This is a genomic window from Moheibacter sp., assembly GCF_049672845.1.
In the GTDB taxonomy this organism is placed as follows: domain Bacteria; phylum Bacteroidota; class Bacteroidia; order Flavobacteriales; family Weeksellaceae; genus Moheibacter.
This window is the reverse complement of the sequence record NZ_JBATWT010000023.1, coordinates 306,133-324,368: the sequence shown is the minus strand read 5'-3', so window position 1 is coordinate 324,368 and position 18,236 is coordinate 306,133. Positions and strand designations below refer to the sequence as shown.

19 protein-coding genes are annotated in these 18,236 nt (G+C 39.2%); 9 read left to right on the top strand and 10 right to left on the bottom strand.

The genetic code is table 11. The features are described from left to right. Window positions 1–3: 3 nt before the first annotated feature. Genes WBF63_RS09135 through WBF63_RS09125 form a run of 3 tightly spaced genes read left to right on the top strand, consistent with a single transcriptional unit; the run spans window position 4 to window position 2,035 of the window. Window positions 4–375, top strand: a complete 372-nt coding sequence (locus tag WBF63_RS09135; protein WP_424369405.1) for a 3-hydroxyacyl-ACP dehydratase — start codon at window positions 4–6, stop codon at window positions 373–375. 2 nt (window positions 376–377) lie between these two features. Next, entirely contained in the window at window positions 378–839 is a 462-nt protein-coding gene (locus WBF63_RS09130; protein ID WP_424369404.1) for a hypothetical protein, read from the top strand. Between the two features lie 8 nt (window positions 840–847). Then, complete coding sequence (locus tag WBF63_RS09125) at window positions 848–2,035, top strand: DUF2062 domain-containing protein (protein ID WP_424369403.1); 1,188 nt, start codon at window positions 848–850, stop codon at window positions 2,033–2,035. A 48-nt stretch (window positions 2,036–2,083) separates the two neighbouring features. Here WBF63_RS09125 and WBF63_RS09120 read toward each other — a convergent pair whose 3' ends face one another. Beyond that, window positions 2,084–2,968, bottom strand: coding sequence for a DUF6515 family protein (locus tag WBF63_RS09120; protein ID WP_424369402.1), 885 nt, complete (start codon window positions 2,966–2,968; stop codon window positions 2,084–2,086). Between the two features lie 181 nt (window positions 2,969–3,149). After that, entirely contained in the window at window positions 3,150–5,420 is a 2,271-nt protein-coding gene (locus tag WBF63_RS09115) for an aconitate hydratase (RefSeq protein WP_424369401.1), read from the bottom strand. Between the two features lie 245 nt (window positions 5,421–5,665). Between WBF63_RS09115 and WBF63_RS09110 the strand changes: the two genes are divergently transcribed. Continuing rightward, window positions 5,666–6,199 (top strand): RNA polymerase sigma factor, encoded by a 534-nt coding sequence (locus tag WBF63_RS09110; RefSeq protein ID WP_424369400.1) that lies wholly within the window; start codon window positions 5,666–5,668, stop codon window positions 6,197–6,199. Beyond that, window positions 6,196–7,113: a hypothetical protein gene (locus WBF63_RS09105; protein WP_424369399.1), complete on the top strand. Its 918-nt coding sequence runs from the start codon at window positions 6,196–6,198 to the stop codon at window positions 7,111–7,113. The genes WBF63_RS09110 and WBF63_RS09105 overlap by 4 nt, the downstream gene beginning before the upstream one ends. 62 nt (window positions 7,114–7,175) lie before the next feature. On the opposite strand, the gene argH is transcribed toward WBF63_RS09105, so the two are convergent. Then, window positions 7,176–8,459 (bottom strand): argininosuccinate lyase, encoded by a 1,284-nt coding sequence (argH, locus tag WBF63_RS09100; RefSeq protein WP_424369398.1) that lies wholly within the window; start codon window positions 8,457–8,459, stop codon window positions 7,176–7,178. A 152-nt stretch (window positions 8,460–8,611) separates the two neighbouring features. Here argH and WBF63_RS09095 point away from each other — a divergent pair, with 152 nt between their 5' ends. After that, a complete protein-coding gene (locus WBF63_RS09095) occupies window positions 8,612–8,836 on the top strand; it encodes a GxxExxY protein (protein WP_424369397.1) in 225 nt (74 codons plus the stop codon). Continuing rightward, the gene (locus WBF63_RS09090; protein ID WP_424369396.1) at window positions 8,769–9,020 is read left to right on the top strand and encodes a GxxExxY protein; all 252 of its coding nucleotides are present in this window, start codon (window positions 8,769–8,771) and stop codon (window positions 9,018–9,020) included. The genes WBF63_RS09095 and WBF63_RS09090 overlap by 68 nt, the downstream gene beginning before the upstream one ends. Before the next feature lie 92 nt (window positions 9,021–9,112). Here WBF63_RS09090 and WBF63_RS09085 read toward each other — a convergent pair whose 3' ends face one another. From WBF63_RS09085 to WBF63_RS09060, 6 genes are all read right to left on the bottom strand, one after another. Continuing rightward, on the bottom strand, window positions 9,113–11,053 hold the full coding sequence (locus WBF63_RS09085) for a heavy metal translocating P-type ATPase (RefSeq protein ID WP_424369395.1): 1,941 nt from the start codon (window positions 11,051–11,053) through the stop codon (window positions 9,113–9,115). 45 nt (window positions 11,054–11,098) lie between these two features. Then, window positions 11,099–11,509, bottom strand: coding sequence for a Fur family transcriptional regulator (locus WBF63_RS09080; protein ID WP_424369394.1), 411 nt, complete (start codon window positions 11,507–11,509; stop codon window positions 11,099–11,101). A gap of 17 nt (window positions 11,510–11,526) precedes the next feature. Then, the gene (locus tag WBF63_RS09075; protein ID WP_424369668.1) at window positions 11,527–12,408 is read right to left on the bottom strand and encodes an SPFH domain-containing protein; all 882 of its coding nucleotides are present in this window, start codon (window positions 12,406–12,408) and stop codon (window positions 11,527–11,529) included. A gap of 106 nt (window positions 12,409–12,514) precedes the next feature. Continuing rightward, window positions 12,515–12,841: a DUF59 domain-containing protein gene (locus WBF63_RS09070; protein ID WP_424369393.1), complete on the bottom strand. Its 327-nt coding sequence runs from the start codon at window positions 12,839–12,841 to the stop codon at window positions 12,515–12,517. A gap of 71 nt (window positions 12,842–12,912) precedes the next feature. Next, window positions 12,913–14,658 (bottom strand): 1-deoxy-D-xylulose-5-phosphate synthase, encoded by a 1,746-nt coding sequence (locus WBF63_RS09065; protein ID WP_424369392.1) that lies wholly within the window; start codon window positions 14,656–14,658, stop codon window positions 12,913–12,915. Between the two features lie 36 nt (window positions 14,659–14,694). Continuing rightward, entirely contained in the window at window positions 14,695–15,456 is a 762-nt protein-coding gene (locus WBF63_RS09060) for an HNH endonuclease (RefSeq protein WP_424369391.1), read from the bottom strand. Between the two features lie 122 nt (window positions 15,457–15,578). On the opposite strand from WBF63_RS09060, the gene WBF63_RS09055 reads away from it, so the two are divergent. Both WBF63_RS09055 and WBF63_RS09050 read left to right on the top strand, forming a co-directional pair. Next, a complete protein-coding gene (locus WBF63_RS09055; protein ID WP_424369390.1) occupies window positions 15,579–16,172 on the top strand; it encodes a DUF3109 family protein in 594 nt (197 codons plus the stop codon). Window positions 16,173–16,206: 34 nt separating this feature from the next. After that, the gene (locus tag WBF63_RS09050; RefSeq protein WP_424369389.1) at window positions 16,207–17,886 is read left to right on the top strand and encodes a DUF6909 family protein; all 1,680 of its coding nucleotides are present in this window, start codon (window positions 16,207–16,209) and stop codon (window positions 17,884–17,886) included. 4 nt (window positions 17,887–17,890) lie between these two features. Here the strand turns inward: WBF63_RS09050 and WBF63_RS09045 are convergent, their stop codons facing one another. Further along, a complete protein-coding gene (locus tag WBF63_RS09045) occupies window positions 17,891–18,127 on the bottom strand; it encodes a hypothetical protein (RefSeq protein ID WP_424369388.1) in 237 nt (78 codons plus the stop codon). Between the last annotated feature and the right edge of the window lie 109 nt (window positions 18,128–18,236).

Below are 18,236 nucleotides of genomic sequence, written 5' to 3'. Positions count from 1 at the left end.
TATATGAAACTCCTGAACGACTTTTACACCATTCTTGATTCAAATTCTACAGAAACCGGAATTTCGGTTTTGGTAAAAATCGATAAGGAACATTCTATTTTTGATGGTCATTTCCCCAATCATCCGGTTACGCCGGGTGTTTGCACCATGCAAATCATTAAAGAACTGAGCGAAAATCATTTAGAGAAGAATTTGTTATTGAAAACGGCACGAAATGTGAAGTTTATGGCCATCATCAATCCCGAAGAAAATGATGAAGTTAAGTTTGATTTGTCTTTTGAACCACTCGGGGAAGGAGAGATTTCTATCAAAGCCACGGTTTTCTTGGATGAAAACCCTGCTTTGAAATTCGGAGGGAATTTTAAAGAAATTTAGTTATGAAATTATTATTTATTTTTTTCACCCTTAGTTTTTCCCTGACAATTTTTGCCCAGTCAAGTGAATTGCGGAAATCTTATCGCGAAGCTACCCAATCAGAAGCAAAAGCAAGTTCTTTTTATGAACACGTAAAAAATGTTTCGAATTCGGACAAAGCGGTAATGCTTGCCTACAAAGGCGCCGGACAAACTTTACTTGCGCGGTACGAACCTTTATTGCAAAGAAAAGACAAAGTAAAAGCCGGAATTGATCTGGTTGAAAAGGCAATTCAACAAGACCCGGACAATGTGGAAATTCGTTTGATTCGTTTGAGCATTCAGGAAAACCTTCCAAAAATGTTTAAATACAATACGGAAATTGAATCCGATAAGAAATTCATCCAATCGGCACTTCCAGAAATTAAAGACAAAAGTCTGGTTGAAATGATAAAAGGTTATTTCGCCGAATTCTCAAAAAATTAAATGGGTAAATGTATTCCAACGCGCTTTCAGACCTAAACGGATGTATCATCATTCCGACTTATAATAATGAAAAAACTCTGCGACGCGTACTGGACAAAACACTGGTATTTACAAATGAGATCATTGTGGTAAACGATGGTTCCACCGATTCGACCGTTGAAATTTTAAAGGAATATCCGCAAATAAAAATCATTCATCAGCCCAAAAATCAAGGTAAAGGAATGGCTTTGCGAACCGGATTTAAAGAAGCACTGAAATTAGGATTTGATTATGCGGTAACGATTGATTCCGACGGCCAACATTTCCCGGAAGATATTCCGGTATTTCTGGAAGAAATACAAAAAAACGGTGAAGCTTTGCTCATTGGCGACCGAAATATGGAGCAGGAAGGAATTCCCGGCAAAAGTAGTTTTGGAAATCGTTTTTCTAATTTCTGGTACCAGTTCGAAACGGGAATCCAACTCAACGATACCCAATCCGGGTTTCGGTTGTATCCGATCCGGCGAATGAAAGATTTGAAGTTTTTTACACAAAAGTTTGAATTTGAAATTGAAGTCATTGTAAAAGTAGCCTGGGCTGGAATTCCGGTTAAAAATGTTCCGATTCAGGTTTTGTATGATGAATCAGAACGGGTTTCGCATTTCCGGCCTTTTAAAGACTTCACAAGAATCAGTCTTTTGAATACCTGGTTGGTTTTGTTGACTTTGCTTTACATCAAACCACGGGATTATTTTCGTTCTTTTAAAGAAAAAGGATTCAGGCGATTTTTTCTGGAAGACCTTTTACATAGTGAGGATTCGAAAACCAAAAAGGCGCTTTCGGTTGCTTTGGGCGTTTTTATAGGACTCTCGCCATTTTGGGGTTTTCAGACACTGATTGTTTTGTTTTTGGCGTTTGTATTTCGGTTGAATAAACTAATATCTTTTGCTTTTTCAAACGTCAGCATTCCACCGCTCATTCCGTTTATCATTTATGCTTCGCTTAAAATGGGTAGTTATATTTTGGGAAAACCACCTCTTCCGCCTTTCAAATGGGATGCTTTTGATTCTTATAAAGAATTTGTCAGTCAACACCTTGCCGAATACATCGTAGGAAGTTTTTCCTTGGCTTTGATTTGTTCCTTTCTGTTTGGTTTAATGAGTTATTTGCTTTTGGGAATCCGGATGAGGAGATCCAGGAAAACCGGTTCCTCATAAAAAAACCCGACCATTTGGCCGGGCTCATTTATGAGGAAAATGATTTGATTAGTTGATGTATCCTACTACTTGATAAGCTCTGTCACCGTAGTAGCGGATTTTTTGGTACAATACGCCAAAGTATTCGTAATATCTTTCGCCGTTGATGTACACTTTTTCATAATCCGCAGGCAATGCGTAAACGATCGCTCCAATCGGAGGTTGAACTACATAATAGTTGTTATTGTACCAGTTATAAAAAGTTCCGTTATAGTGGTAGTAATGGTTTCCGCCAATGTAAATATTGGTATAACCCATCGGCAATGTGTGAACGTAAAACCCAACCGGAGCCATCACTCTCATATAGTGGTTGTTGTGCCACTGATAATAATATCCGTTGTCGATGTAATAATAATGGTTATTGTAATTCACTTTGTGAAAATTCGCATTCTTATTATTGTGATAAATCACTCTTCGCGCAGCTCCACTTTCAAATTTCACTGAATTTCGGTTATAAGTTCTTGCTTGCGGCTGATTTTCCACTCGGATGGTTCTATTCTCAGTGTTTCTAACCGATTGGCTGCCATTATTTGCACGAGTCGGAGTTGAATTGGAACGAACCGATTCATTTCTCACCGTTGAATTATTCCGAACAGTATTTGAAGTTGAAGTGTTTCGAACTGAATTATTCTGCGTCGCTCTCACCGGCTGCTTTTCTGTTGCCGACTGATTGTTTCGCACAGATGAATTCTGATTGGAACGTACCGTTTGATTTGTTCCGGTTGACTGGCGAACCTGTGTTGAATTGCCTGAACGAACAGACGGATTGGTTGTGGTCGCTTTTTCAGACCCGCTTCTCACGGTATTTCCGGATGTTGATCTAACTTGTGCATCCATTACAGCAGTTCCCGCCATAATCATCAATGCTCCTAAAAAGAATCTAACTGAGTTCATAATTTAAAGATTTGATTAGTATATGCCAAAATCCGTGCTAAATCTTTGCGTTTACAAATCATTAACAAAGTCAGAGCCTTTCAAATGGTTTCAATCGCTCTATTGATAAGTTCTTTCTAGTAATTCAAAAAAATCCCGTTAAGTGGTCTTAACGGGATTTTATTATTCTGGTTTACGAATTTTAGTTCTGAGCTTGTTGCTTTTTGATTAAATTCAGTGCAGAACCTGCTTTGAACCATTCAATCTGAGCTGCATTATAAGTATGATTGGCTTTGACCAAATCCTTGGTTCCATCCGCATGAACGAATTCCAAAGTCAAAGGTTTGTTCGGCGCAAACTCAGTTAAATCGATAAAGTTAATAGTATCGTCTTCCTGAATTTTATCGTAATCTTCCTTATTAGCAAATGTAAGTGCAAGCATTCCCTGTTTTTTCAGGTTGGTTTCATGAATACGTGCAAAAGAACGTACCAAAACCGCTGCCACACCCAAATGTCTTGGCTGCATCGCTGCGTGCTCACGGGAAGAACCTTCACCGTAGTTTTCGTCTCCCACCACGATGGTCGGAACACCCGCTGCTTTATAAGCTCTGGCTACATCTGGCACCGCACCGTATTCGCCTGTCAAAGTATTTTTAACCTTATTGGTTTCCTGATTGAATTCATTGACAGCACCTGTCAACGTATTGTTTGAAATATTATCCAAATGACCACGGAAACGCAACCAAGGACCTGCCATTGAAATATGGTCGGTGGTACATTTACCGTAAGCTTTTATCAATAATTTCGCACCCATGATGTTTTGTCCGTTCCAAGCCGGAAAACTTTCCAATAATTGAAGGCGCTCTGAATCCGGTTTCACGACTACTTCCACCGTAGAACCATCTTCTACCGGCGCCTGATATCCCGGATCTTCCGCATCAAATCCTTTTGAAGGCAATTCATCTCCCACTGGCGGATCCAGTTTTACCTCTTCTCCGTTTTTATTGGTCAAAGTATCGGTAATCGGATTGAAATCCAAACGACCTGCAATCGCAATCGCTGCCACCATTTCCGGTGAAGTTACAAATGCATAAGTATTTGGGTTCCCGTCCGCACGTTTTTTGAAGTTTCGGTTAAACGAGTGAACGATGGTATTTTTCTCTTCTTTATCGGCTCCTTCTCTGTCCCATTGACCAATACAAGGTCCGCAAGCATTGGTGAAAATTACCGCATCCAAATCATTGAAAGGCTGCAAAATCCCATCTCTTTCCGCTGTATAACGAACTTGTTCTGAACCCGGATTGATTCCAAAGCTTGCTTTGGTCACCAATCCTTTGTCCACTGCTTGTTTGGCAATGGAAGCTGCTCTTGAAAGGTCTTCGTAAGAAGAGTTGGTACAAGAACCGATTAAACCCCATTCTACCGTCAAAGGCCAGTCATTGTTTCCGGCAACTTCTTTCATTTTGGATACCGGTGTCATCAAATCCGGCGTAAAAGGTCCGTTCAGTCTTGGTTCCAATTTATCAAGGTCGATGACAATTAGTTCGTCATAATATTTTTCAGGGTTTTCATAAACTTCTTTGTCTGAACGAAGATAATCTCTGAATCCGTTAGCCAACTCGGCAACATCACTTCGGTCAGTTGCTCTCAGGTAACGTTCCGAAGCATCGTCATAAGCGAAAATCGAAGTCGTTGCCCCGATTTCAGCACCCATATTACAGATTGTTCCTTTTCCGGTTGCAGAAAGGCTTTCGGCTCCTTCACCGAAATATTCTACAATGGCTCCGGTTCCTCCTTTTACGGTCAATAATCCGGCTACTTCCAGAATCACGTCTTTTGGAGAAGACCATCCGTTTAGTTTTCCGGTTAATTTAACCCCAATTAATTTTGGCATTTTCAATTCCCAGGCCATTCCGGCCATCACATCAACCGCATCGGCTCCACCTACTCCAATCGCAACCATTCCCAATCCACCGGCATTAGGCGTATGCGAGTCCGTTCCGATCATCATTCCACCCGGAAATGCATAGTTTTCCAAAACTACCTGGTGAATGATCCCTGCTCCCGGCCTCCAAAAGCCGATTCCGTATTTGTTGGAAACCGATTCAAGGAAATTAAATACTTCCGAAGATTTATTGATTGCGTCTTGTAAGTCGATTTTCGCGCCTACTTTTGCCTGAATCAAGTGGTCACAGTGAACCGTCGAAGGAACAGCTGTTTTTACTTTTCCGGCCTGCATGAACTGCAGAAGTGCCATTTGTGCAGTTGCATCCTGCATGGCTACGCGATCGGGAGCGAAATCAACGTAAGATTCGCCTCGTGTATAGGCTTCAGTTGCCACACCATCAAACAAGTGTGCATAAAGTATTTTTTCTGAATAAGTCAAAGGGCGTCCTACTACATTTCTTGCAGCATCTACGCGTTCTCTCATCTGAGAATAAACTCCTTTGATCATGTCAATATCAAATGCCATAAACGTTTAATTTTAGTTAAAAATCCCCTTCTGAAAAGGATTACAAATTTACCCTTTAATTAAAGATTTTTCAGAACATTCTCAATTCAAATTAATTATCAATTGATAATTTAGAATGATTATAAAGAATAATGTAAGAAATCAAAGGATTTGATAAAGAATCGTCAATTAAATTAAATTTTCCACAAACCAACCTTTTTAAATTTATTCGCATCTTTATAATCAGAAGAAAAACCGTGAAAGAAGTGGAATTCATAGAGGGCTGTAAACGCCGTGACCGTAAGGTGCAGAAACTGCTGTATGAGCAATACAGCGCACGTTTCTTTGGGGTTTGCAAACGTTATATGAAAAATATAGAATCGGCAGAAGATGTGTTGGTCAAAGGATTTTTGAAAGTTTTTGAGAACATAAATTCTTTTGAAGGAAAAGGAAATTTTGAAGGTTGGATGCAAAGAATTTTTATCAATGAATGTTTGATGGAACTTCGTAAAAAACAGGATTTCACGATTTATCTGGAGTCGAGCAACATTCAACCACAAAGAGATGCTTCGGCGCTGGAAAATTTATATGAACAAGATGTGCTGAAATTATTGAATTTTCTGCCAACCGGCTGCCGGACAGTGTTTAATCTTTATGTAATCGAAGGATATAAACACAGCGAAATTGCCAAACAATTGAACATTTCGGAAGGAACTTCCAAATCACAGTTGAATCTGGCAAAGGAAAAATTGAAAGTATTGTTGAACGAATATGGAATTACCCAAAATAAATCGTCATGAATGAAAAAGATCCCATAGAAGAATTATTTCGTGAGAACCAACATGGTTTGGAGGAAAGTCCTCGGGATTTGATTTGGGATAGAATCGAGGAACGACTGGACGAAAAACAATTGGCAAAAAAGAAAAACAATTGGTGGAAATATGGTACTGTGGCTTCGATTTTGGTCGGATTGACCATAAGCGTTTGGGCGATTTTAAACAACCCAAACAATTTTAATTCTGAAATTTCTGCTCCGCAAATCGTATTTGAAGAACCGATGGAAGTCAATGAAGAAAATGCTTCTGAAATTTTGGATAAATTGGAAGAAAACAAACAATCGGTTGTAATTCGTGAGGAAAAAAAATCGGCACCCGATGTAATAGAAAACGAAATGGAAAATATCCCGGAACCCATCTCTTTAAAAATTCCGGAACCCATGAAGTCAGAAGCGGTTCATGATGTTGCGCCCATGGCGGAAATGTCTGCTGCTCCGGCTATGGAAAGTTCCAAAAAATTAGAAGAAGGAGAAGTGGTGGTTTTTCAAGGAGAATCGCAGAAGAAAAAGGAAGACAATTATACCTTGCAAAGCAAATCCAAATCCCAAAAATATGAAAAGGAAGATACAAGAAGGTTAGGGAATATGGCGGAGACTTCAGGGGTGTATGAATATAAAAATCAACAAAATAAAATTTCAATTCCTTTGAAAAATTCTTTGATTCAATATGATTTGATTTCACGCACCGATTCTTCTGTTCTATTTCAAAATGAAAAAATCGCTTACCCGAATCAAATTATTTTAACACATGCAAATGACTCTGTAAGTGTCATTTATTCAGGAAAAGAAAATAAAAAGAACTCGAAAGAAAGCCAAAATATCCAAAATTATATCAAAGAAAATAAATCTCAAATTGTTTCTGATTTTGGGTTGAAATAGGATTTGAAACAAAAAAGACCTTCAAGGTTTTCAAAACCTTGGAGGTCTGAATAAACAAAATTTTACTTTTTATATCTATTAATTTTCTCCCGAATTTCTTCCAATCCTAAATTATGAATACTTCCCAAATGCGAAGTCTGGAATTCCTTGTGCGGAATATAATTTCCTTCGTCCACAGAAATTCCCACAATTTTATAAGCATCCCGGAAAGAAGTCCCGGTTTGCAACAAATGGTTGATGTTTTCCACCGTATAAATTGAATCGTATTTTTCCTGATTCATAAATCCTTCAGTAATCTGAATTTGCGGCAAAGCAAAAATCAAAATATCGAGAATATCGTTGAACTGAACCATCGGTTCAAATAAAATTTCCTTTAAAATCTGAAAATCACGGTGGTAACCGCTCGGTAAATTATTGATAGTCAAAATGATATCATTTGGCAATCCTTGCAAACGATTGCAATGCGCACGCGTCAATTCAAAAACATCGGGATTTTTTTTGTGCGGCATAATGGAAGAACCGGTTGTCATTTCCTTGGGCAATTTCACAAATCCCATATCCTGACTATTGTACATTACCAAATCATACGACATTTTGGAAAGAGTTCCGCAAATCATGGAAATCGCTACGGCAGTGGATTTCTCAGATTTCCCACGCAACATTTGCGCTCCGACAGAACTTACCGCCATTTCGGAAAAACCTAATTCTTTGGTAGTTGCTTTTCGGTCGATTGGAAAACTTGTTCCAAATCCTGCACCGGAACCCAATGGATTTTGGTCGGCAACTTTGAAAGCCGCATCCAAGAAGAACAAATCCGACAATAAATTTTCTGCATACGCCGAAAACCACATCCCGAAACTGCTCGGCATAGCCGCTTGGAAATGCGTATATCCGGGCATCAGGTCGTTTTTATGTTCGTCTGCTTTATTGACCAAAATATCAATCAACTCCAGCACTTTTGTTTTGGTTTCGGTCAAATATTCTTTCAAAAACAATTGAATGGCCACCAAAACCTGGTCATTTCGGGAGCGTGCCGTATGAATCATCTTTCCGGCATCTCCGGTTTTTATAATTAATTCCGCTTCGATTTTGGAATGAACATCTTCAAAATTCTCATCGATGAGGAAATTTCCATTTTCAATTTCTTTCAGAATATCGTCCAGCGCGATTTGTAGTTTTAGATTGTCATCGGCCGAAATAATTCCGACTTTGCTCAGCATATTGGCCTGTGCTTTGGACGCAATCGCATCGTATTTGGCGAGATAACCGTCTAAAATTCGGTCTTTCCCCACAGTGAATTTTTCGATTTTGTCGTTGACAGAGAATCCTTTGTCCCAGATTTTCATTTGATTTTGTTTTTAAAGTTTCACAAAATTAAGAGATTTAAACCCATTTGGAAATTCAGAACATTAGTTTTTCAAATAAAATCATAACAATCACTATAACTCCCTGCAAATTAAAGATTTGTTTTATAAATTTATCTGACAAATAATTACAAATGACCAAAAAATATATCACAAACTTATCTTATGAAATAATCGGTTATGCAATTAAAGTCCACAAAGAACTTGGACCGGGTTTGTTGGAAAGTATTTATGAAAAATGTCTTTGTTATGAGCTGAGAAAAAATGGTTTTGATATTAAACAACAATTGATTGTTCCGATTACTTATGATCATCTTTTTAATGGACGTGGATTTACGTTTGGATTTGTTAGTAAATGACGCCATAGTTGTTGAATTAAAAGCAACTGAAACGCTCCACCCTGTACACGAAGCACAGTTATTAACTTATATGAAATTACTACAGAAACCACAAGGATTACTTATCAATTTTTTTACTGATAACATCACCAAAGCGATGAAACCAATGGTAAATGAATATTTTAGCATCCTTCCCGATGAATAATCCAAAACCATTAAGGCATTAAGGAGATGAAGCGTTCTTACACAAAAAGTATTTCTTAATTCCCTTAATTTCTTAATGGTTCATTTTGTCTATTAAAACTTCCTATTCTGAATCCTTACAGCATTTAAAATCGCCAATAAGGCCACGCCAACGTCCGCAAAAACAGCTTCCCACATCGTTGCTAACCCGCCTGCTCCCAAAATCATCACAATCAGTTTCACACCAAAAGCCAGCGTAATATTCTGAATGACAATCTGCTTGGTTTTTCGTCCGATTTTGATGGCCGTAGCAATTTTGGACGGTTGATCGGTTTGAATGACCACATCGGCCGTTTCAATCGCCAAATCACTGCCCATTCCGCCCATAGCAATTCCCACATCACTCAAAGCCAAAACAGGTGCATCATTAATTCCATCACCTACAAAAGCGACGATGTTTTGAGGGTTTTCTTTTAATTCTTTGATTTTCTCAACTTTGCCTTCCGGCAAAAGCTCTCCGAAAGCTTGGCCAATTCCAACTTCTGAAGCGGTTTTTTGGACAATCGAATTACGGTCACCGCTCAGCATCATTATTTGAGAAACGCCTGCTTTTTTGATTTCCGAAATTGCTTGTGCAGCATCGGCTTTCATTTCATCCGAAATCAGAATATATCCGGCGTATATTTTATCGATGGAAACCAGCACGATTGTTTCGATGATGCTTTCAATTTCTTTGGGAAATTCAATTCCGAATTTAGCCATCAGCTTTCGATTTCCTGCCAGCACTTCCTTTCCGTTTAGAATTCCTTTCAAACCCATTCCCGAAAATTCTTCCACTTCAGTCGCTTCCCAATTCGAAGGATAAAATTCAGCCACCGCTTTAGCAACCGGATGTGTAGAATTTCTTTCCAATGCCGAGGCATACTCCAAAAATTCATTTTCCGATAAACCTTCGGTTTTTACTTTCTGAACTTTGAAAACGCCTCGTGTTAAAGTTCCGGTTTTGTCGAGCACCACCGTATTTACTTTGGCCATCAAATCGAGAAAGTTAGAACCTTTGAAAAGAATTCCGTTTCGTGAAGCCGCACCAATTCCACCGAAATATCCGAGCGGAATCGAAATCACCAGCGCACAAGGACAAGAAATAACCAGAAAAATCAAAGCCCGATAAAACCATTCCCTGAACATATAATTTTCCACAAAAAAGAAAGGCAAAAGCATTACCGCAACGGCAAGAAAGAAAACGGCAGGTGTATAAACTTTGGCGAATTTTCGGATGAACAATTCGGTTTTGGCTTTTCTTGAACTCGCTTCCTGCACCATTTCAAGGATTTTTGCCAGCGAACTGTCGTTAAATTTTTTAGTGGTTTGAATTTCGATTAATTTTCCTTCGTTGAGCATTCCGGCTAAAACGGTTTCGCCTTTTCGAAAGGTTTCGGGTTTGCTTTCTCCGGTCAGTGCCGAAGTATTGAAACTTGAAAAATCCGAAGTTAGAATTCCGTCCAAAGGAACTTTTTCGCCCAATTTCACCTGAATTCTTTCGCCGATTTCAACACGTTCAGGAGCAATGCTTTGCCATTTGTTTTCCCGGAAGACATTGGCTGAATTCGGCCGTACATCGAGCAGGGCTTTGATGTTGTTCCGAGCTTTATTGACCGCGGCGCTTTGGAAAAGTTCGCCAACGGCATAAAAAAGCATTACCGCAACGCCTTCGGGATATTCTCCTAAAATAAAAGCACCGATAGTTGCCACGGACATCAAAGAAAATTCAGTAAAGAATTCGCCTTTTAGAATCAATCGAAATCCTTGCAATAAAACCGGAAAGCCCACGGGAATATAGGCTACGATGTACCAGAGAATTCGGAGCATTTCGTTTTGATAAACTTCCCAGTTAAAATAATCCATTGCAATACCCAATGCGAGCATAGATCCGCTGAGAATAGCCGGGAAATAAGTTTTCAGCAAAGAAACTTCTCCGTGATTGTGGTCATGTTCATGTTCCGAATTTGTAGTAGTGGAACAACAATCCTGCGACATAATTCGTTCTTTTCCCACAAATTTAGTCTGGATTTACTGCAACCCGGTTGCAAAGAATCTGGCTCAACTGCATTTCTCGCATAAGCCTTTGACGACCAGACTTGTTTCTTCAGCTTTGAATTTTTTGGGAAGTTGAATTTTGGGTAAATTATATTCTTTCATGCAGAAAGTCAGTTCGCATTTGTTGCAATGAAAATGCATATGCGCCTGTTCGGGAAGGCAGTCGCAACTTTCGTCGCAGAGCGCATATTTCATGGAACCGGTTCCATCATCAATGCTGTGAACGAGTTTGTTTTTTTCAAATGTTTTAAGCGTTCGGTACAAAGTGGTTTTATCGGCCTGATCAAACAAAGCTTCCAATTCGTTAAGGCTGATGGCGTGTTCGGAATTTTGAAGTTTCTTCAATACAAGCAAACGCATAGCAGTCGGATGAATCTCTCTTTTTTTGAGCCTTTGCTCCAATTCGGGTATCATCTCACTTTAGTTTTCGGTTATTCTTTACGTGGCGGCGTGTTGCCTTTTTTCATTTCTTCACCGATTTGATTGGCTGCCGCAAAAGACGCAATCATATTGTTGAGCATGTCTCCGGCAGCATGAGGTGAATTGGGCAATAAAATCAAATTGGATTTATTGAGTGTTCCAACGGCTTGTAATGTATCATAATGCTGGGTAACCACGATCAGCGCAGAGGCTTCTTGGGAATTGATGCCGACTTTATTCAGAACATTTACTGATTCTTCTAATCCGCGTGCGATTTCTCTTCTCTGGTCGGCAATACCTTGTCCCTGAAGTCTTTTACTTTCGGCTTCGGCTTTTGCTTTTTCAACAATTAAGATTCTTTGGGCATCTCCTTCATATTGGGCAGCCACTTTTTCGCGTTCCGAAGCATTGATTCGGTTCATTGCGTGTTTAACTTGTTCGTCCGGATCGATGTCGGTAACCAAAGTTTTGATGATGTCATATCCGTAATCATTCATCGCGTCTTGTAGTTCAGCTTTTACGGCGATGGCAATGTCGTCTTTTTTCTCAAAGACATCATCTAGACGAAGTTTGGGCACTTCGGCACGAACTACGTCAAAGACGTAAGAAGTAATTTGTGCATACGGATTGTCAAGTTTATAAAAGGCATCGTACACCTTGTTTGCAATCACTACGTACTGAACAGAAACTTTTATTTTGACAAATACGTCATCTTTCGTTTTGGTTTCCACTACCACATCTAATTGTTGAACTTTCAGGGAAAGTCTTCCTGCAATTCTGTCCACAATCGGGATTTTTAGCTGAAATCCGGCTCCTCTCACACTTTGGAATTTCCCAAAACGCTCTACGACAACCGCAGTCTGTTGTTTTACAATGAAAAATAACCCCAACATACTTAGGATGAAAATCCCGACAATGATGTATATAATAGTCGAAAATGCTGATAAAATTTCAAATGGATTCATAGTTTTTAATTTTCGGGAAAATACGTTTTTTTTTTTACAACATACCCAATTCGAATTTCGCTTCTTCGCTCATCATATCACGATCCCAAGGCGGATCAAAAGTCAGTTCAATTTCTGCTTCTTCCACTCCCTCTATCTGTTCCACCTTTTCTTTTACTTCATTGGGTAAACTTTCCGCCACCGGACAGTTGGGAGAAGTAAGGGTCATCAGTACTTTTACCTTTCCATTTGCATTAGCAAAAGCATCGTAAATCAGTCCTAATTCGTAAATATCTACCGGGATTTCCGGGTCGTATATGGATTTGAATTTTTCAACCAGTCTTTCACCGATTTCATTCAATTGTTGTTCTGTAAGTGCCATTTTTTTGTGTTTTTACAAAGTTACTTCAATAATTTGTGAATGGAAAAAATTGAAATTCGATTTACAAATGATCAAATCAATTTAAGCAATACCTCCAAAATCGACTCCTCATCCAAACCAATTTGTTTTTCCAGTTCTTCTACCGAACCGTGCGGAATGAATTCATCCGGATAGCCTTTTCGGATGATTTTTCCTTTGAATGCCTTTTCTGATGCATATTCCAAAACCGCATCGCCAAATCCGCCGTTTAAAATTCCGTCTTCAAAAGTGATTATGGTTTTATATTTCGTAAATATTTCATCCAATAAACCCTCATCCAACGGTTTGCAGAAAATAAATTTATAATGACCAATTTTATCAGAATTCAATTCATTTAAAATCTTTTGAATTCGGGTTCCAATCGTTCCAAAAGTCAAAATCGCTACATCCGTTCCCGATTTTATTTCTTCTGCTTTTCCAATTTCGATTCTTTGGAAATTGGAATTCAAAGATTCTACCTCCGTATTTCCTTTCGGAAAACGAATGCTCATAGGGCTTTCGGAAAACTGAGCCGTATAAAGCAGGTTTTGGAAATCGGTTTCATCCATCGGAGCGGAAACGATCATATTGGGAATGCTTCGCAAAAAGGAAATATCGAAATATCCGTGATGCGTTGCACCGTCCGTTCCAACAATTCCTGCCCGATCAATACAAAAAACAACGGGTAAATTCTGCAAAGCAACATCGTGAATAACCTGATCGTAAGCGCGTTGTAAAAACGTCGAATAAATCGCCAGATAAGGTTTGACTCCTTGGGCGGCCATTCCAGCTGCGAGCGTAACCGAATGTTGTTCCGCAATTCCTACATCCAAAACACGGTTTGGGAATTCAAGTCGGGCTTTCACCAAATTACTTCCGGTCAGCATGGCCGGTGTGATCGCGATAATCTTTTCATTCTGACGCATCAATTCGGAAATTGTTTCGCCAAAAACCTGTTGGTATGAAATTTTATTTTGGGAAGTTTTAGAAATTTCGCCGGTTTCCTTGTTAAACAATCCGGGCGAATGCCATTTAACCTGATCGGCTTCCGCATTGGCGTATCCTTTTCCTTTCACGGTTTTGATGTGAAGAATTTTTGGTTTTTTAATGGTCCCCAATTCTTCAAAAGCCGAAAATAATTCTTCAAAATTATGTCCGTCAATTACGCCTTTGTAATGAAATCCAAAATCTTCAAAAACCGAATGTTGGCCACCATTTTCCAAATGGAAGAAATGTTCTTTCAAAGCACCAACCGATGGGTCAATCCCGATGGAATTATCATTCAGAATAATCAAAACATCCAAATCCGTACTTCCCAAATGGTTCAGACCCTCGAGTGCCATTCCGGAAACAATCGACGCATCCCCGATTATAGCGATGTGTTTATTGGATTTTCCCAACAACTGATCGGCAATTGCCATTCCGGTTATGGCCGAAACGGAAGTCGAGGAATGTCCCGTTCCGAATGTGTCAAATTCGCTTTCGTCCCTTGCCGGAAATCCAGCGATACCGTTGAGTTGACGAAGTGAATCGAAATCATCCTTTCGTCCGGTTAGAATTTTGTGTGGATAGCATTGATGTCCCACATCCCAGATGAGCAAATCTTGGGGCGTATCATAAAAATAATGTAACGCAACGGTCAGCTCTACCACCCCGAGTCCCGCGCCCAAATGCCCGGGCTTGACAGAAAGAGTTTCGAGAATAAATTCCCTCAACTCAGCGGAAACTTGAGTCAAATCACTTCTTTTCAGTTGGCGAAGTTCTTTTGGGGAATGGATATGGTCGAGCAAAGATTTCATTTACTGCAAAAGTAAGAAAACCGCAGTGATGAAACATTATTTTGCTGCTTTTACCCTTCCCCAGTTTTCGCCGCGTTTGATTCGCAGGATTTGGGTTTCGGTGACTTTGAACATTCGCACGAGTTGTTTCATCGGCTTGCCTTCGTTCAAAAGTTTCTTCAGGTACATCACCTTGGTTTCGGTAAGTTTTGAATTGTTTTCCGAAGGGAAAAAACGGTCTTTTCGTTTTTTATAATCCGAAATCACATAGGGACTGTTTTGTTGATGCGCGATATTTTCTTCCATCGTCATCCATTTCAGATTGGAAGGCTTATTATTGTATTTATTAAAGTCCAGATGTGCTACAAGTTTGCCTTCCGTATCCGTTTCCGGCAAGAAATATTCCGCTACTAATCGATGTATAAGCGCCTGATAATAAATGGTTCTGGCTTTGGTTTCTTTCTTGAGGAATTTATCTTTTTCCTTGATTAATTTTTCCAATTCCCTTTGCGAAGAATTAAATTCAGAAACCGGGCCTTCTTTTTCGAGCCTTTTAACTTCTTTTTTAAATGCCCTGATTTGTTTTAAATAATCATCAAGAATTATTTGATCTTCATCAGGACGTGGTTTGAACATTTTCAGCCTGATTGTACGATAACCATTTGTGTCGCTACCTTTTAAAAGATTCAAACCCTTTGGTGTAACTGACCTCACACGTCCCAGGTTGGATATTTCCAACCGATAATCTTTTACATACGGACACTTTAAGTCCACATCTTTCCATTCTTCTCCAATAAAACTTTGAAATTCTTTCTGCATATTTTCAACTCAATCTTGTTAAATCCTTAGGTTTTTGGATTAGTTTCAGTTGAAAAGGAATTACAAATTTACAAAACAAAAATAAACGGCTTATATTTGTGCGTCAATAAAAAAGAAATTTTATGTTTCAGATTGGCGACACTCTGATTTCTGAAGATATCCTTTCCGAAGAATTTGTATGCAACCTGAGTAAATGTAAGGGAATTTGTTGTGTGGAAGGCGATGCGGGTGCTCCACTCAACGATGACGAACTTAGTGTTCTCGATGATATTTACGAAGACATCAAACCTTATTTACGCCCTGAAGGAATCGCTGCAATTGAAAAATCTGGCAAATATGTACGTGATTCCGATGGAGAATGGGTTACACCACTCGTGGATGGGAACGAATGTGCCTACGTTATTTTTGACGAAAAAGGTATTACCAAATGTGGTATTGAAAAAGCATGGGAAGACGGTGTTGTGGACTACAAAAAACCGATTTCCTGTCATTTGTATCCCATTCGGCTGAAAGAATACAAAAAATTCACAGCCGTTAACTACCATGCCTGGGATATCTGTTCCGATGCCTGCGCGCTCGGCAAAGAGCTGAAAGTCAACGTTGTCCATTTCCTTAAAGAGGCGCTCATTCGGAAATTTGGACAGGAATGGTACGATGAACTTTTGAAAATCGATCAGGAATACAAAGAGCGCAAAAAGAAACGCAGATGGTTTTAAACTTTCTGTAATTCATTAACTTAACTTTAAATATATGATTCAAAATATTACACGAGCAAGACTCTCTACTACAGCGATTGACCGACTTTACATTACCATGCGACATATGTTCCACCGCGGAACTTATCGCCCGACCGGGCAGTCCGGGCAAATGATTCAGGAATTATTATTACAATTAAATCCTGAAATTTACGGTTCCATGGCCGATCCTGAAAAAGTCGAATTAAACGGGCTTTTCTATGTACTGGATCGCCTTCCCGACGGAATTACCGAAACACCTTATATTCATTTTACTTCCAATGAAGGTGTGGATTTCACCAAATTCAAACCAATTATTCCGCCGAAAAGAAGAAGAATTTGTTACCGTGTCGACGATGACCAGATGAACATTGAAGTAACCCGAGGCCGTTCCGAAATTTATGATACGCTGACCCATCTGACTTTTTTATACAACGAGTCTGACAAAATCCGTGCGAAAGCTTATAACAAGCAAACGCAGAAAATAAGTCGTGTATGGCAAAAAATTGAAGAAATTGCGCTTAGCGATCCTTCCATAAAACTTTCAACCAAAGACCGCGATGTCGCTTTGATGCATCTTTCCACGATTTTGGGACGAACCTATAACGAAACGGTGATCGCTTATAAATTTTTCAGTACTGAATCTGACAAAGAACGATTTTTCCGGATTATTTACTGGATGGGTCAAACTTCTCAACAGGATTTTACCGGATTTAAACGACGTGAAATTACGTTTTCACCTATTTTGAGGGAAAGAATCGGACATCACATCGTAGGAGAAAAATGGGCCAATACCATCAAAAAAGTATTGAGTGACAACGATTTGATGAATCGTCCTTTGCACATCATAAGTGCCAATATGCACAGTGTTTCCAATATGCTTTACGCTTTTGATGCTTTGGAAAAAGATTTCAAATCCAATAATGAATTTGATGTTTATAAAGATCTGTCTTCAGCAAAAAACAAAGCACTCAGAGAATTAGCTCAAAATTATTCCCATAAAAACGGATTGATTTTCATTCCGGATTCTTCAGGAACAAATATTGACGTTCAAATCATTGATTTAAAGAAAGTTAATTTAAAAAATACTGCCTTTTCTTCTTTGGAGAAATCACCGGAAGATGTGTTGATCGTGATGGATTATGCCTTTGGAGAACAAGCTTTTGAGGTAATGGACGAACTTTTAAAACCTTATAAAACCAAAACTTCTTCTACCATGATGAACTTCAAATCGGTTTCCATCATGGGGAAAGCCGGAATTCTATGCGGTAAAAAAGGCGACATCATGGTGCCGAATTCTCATATTATTGAAGGGCCGACCGACAATTACGTATTTGAAAACGAACTGACGCCGGAAGATTTCAAAGGTCACCGATTGGGGGTTTTTGCTGGGCCTATGATCACGGTATTGGGTACTTCCCTTCAAAACAAAGACGTTTTGGAATATTTCAAAGATTCTTCCTGGAAGGCAATCGGATTGGAAATGGAAGGCGGACATTATCAGAAAGCGATTCAGATTGCTTCCAAAATCCGGAACCACATTACACCAGACGTGAAAGTTATGTACGCTTATTATGCTTCGGATAATCCGTTGGAAACCGGCAGTACACTCGCTTCTGGAGGATTGGGGTTAACAGGGGTCAAACCGACTTACTTAATTACCAAAATGATTTTGAAGAAGATTTTGGGCGCTTAAGCTATTACCTGCCTGATCTTGGCGGCTTTTTGTGCTTCTGCTTTTTCATCTGTCCCGGTGCATAAGGCTTCGCCGATTTTGAACCGCGGATTTTTTTCACTTGTCCGGGTGGCAGTTTTTTCTTTTTTTCTGCCTTTAAAACCTTGTGCGGAGGTTTGGGGTGCGGAGGACGTTTGGGTGCACAAGCTGTAATAAACAAAAGACCCAAAAACACATAGAAAATTCTGATTAATTTTTTCATAATTCCATTTTAGGGTTTAATTTTCTAATTCTGTGCCAAATGTTCTTTCGAATTAATTTTAAGCTGTTTTAATTCCATATTTTCAACACAATTCATAGATTGCAACAGA

Bases quoted from the DNA above. Each gene is read 5' to 3' on its own strand.
- WBF63_RS09135 (WP_424369405.1), top strand. From the start codon at position 4: ATGAAACTCCTGAACGACTTTTACACCATTCTTGATTCAAATTCTACA.
- WBF63_RS09130 (WP_424369404.1), top strand. From the start codon at position 378: ATGAAATTATTATTTATTTTTTTCACCCTTAGTTTTTCCCTGACAATT.
- WBF63_RS09125 (WP_424369403.1), top strand. From the start codon at position 848: ATGTATTCCAACGCGCTTTCAGACCTAAACGGATGTATCATCATTCCG.
- WBF63_RS09120 (WP_424369402.1), bottom strand. From the start codon at position 2,968: ATGAACTCAGTTAGATTCTTTTTAGGAGCATTGATGATTATGGCGGGA.
- WBF63_RS09115 (WP_424369401.1), bottom strand. From the start codon at position 5,420: ATGGCATTTGATATTGACATGATCAAAGGAGTTTATTCTCAGATGAGA.
- WBF63_RS09105 (WP_424369399.1), top strand. From the start codon at position 6,196: ATGAATGAAAAAGATCCCATAGAAGAATTATTTCGTGAGAACCAACAT.
- argH (WP_424369398.1), bottom strand. From the start codon at position 8,459: ATGAAAATCTGGGACAAAGGATTCTCTGTCAACGACAAAATCGAAAAA.
- WBF63_RS09095 (WP_424369397.1), top strand. From the start codon at position 8,612: ATGACCAAAAAATATATCACAAACTTATCTTATGAAATAATCGGTTAT.
- WBF63_RS09080 (WP_424369394.1), bottom strand. From the start codon at position 11,509: ATGATACCCGAATTGGAGCAAAGGCTCAAAAAAAGAGAGATTCATCCG.
- WBF63_RS09075 (WP_424369668.1), bottom strand. From the start codon at position 12,408: ATGTTGGGGTTATTTTTCATTGTAAAACAACAGACTGCGGTTGTCGTA.
- WBF63_RS09070 (WP_424369393.1), bottom strand. From the start codon at position 12,841: ATGGCACTTACAGAACAACAATTGAATGAAATCGGTGAAAGACTGGTT.
- WBF63_RS09065 (WP_424369392.1), bottom strand. From the start codon at position 14,658: ATGAAATCTTTGCTCGACCATATCCATTCCCCAAAAGAACTTCGCCAA.
- WBF63_RS09060 (WP_424369391.1), bottom strand. From the start codon at position 15,456: ATGCAGAAAGAATTTCAAAGTTTTATTGGAGAAGAATGGAAAGATGTG.
- WBF63_RS09055 (WP_424369390.1), top strand. From the start codon at position 15,579: ATGTTTCAGATTGGCGACACTCTGATTTCTGAAGATATCCTTTCCGAA.
- WBF63_RS09050 (WP_424369389.1), top strand. From the start codon at position 16,207: ATGATTCAAAATATTACACGAGCAAGACTCTCTACTACAGCGATTGAC.
- WBF63_RS09045 (WP_424369388.1), bottom strand. From the start codon at position 18,127: ATGAAAAAATTAATCAGAATTTTCTATGTGTTTTTGGGTCTTTTGTTT.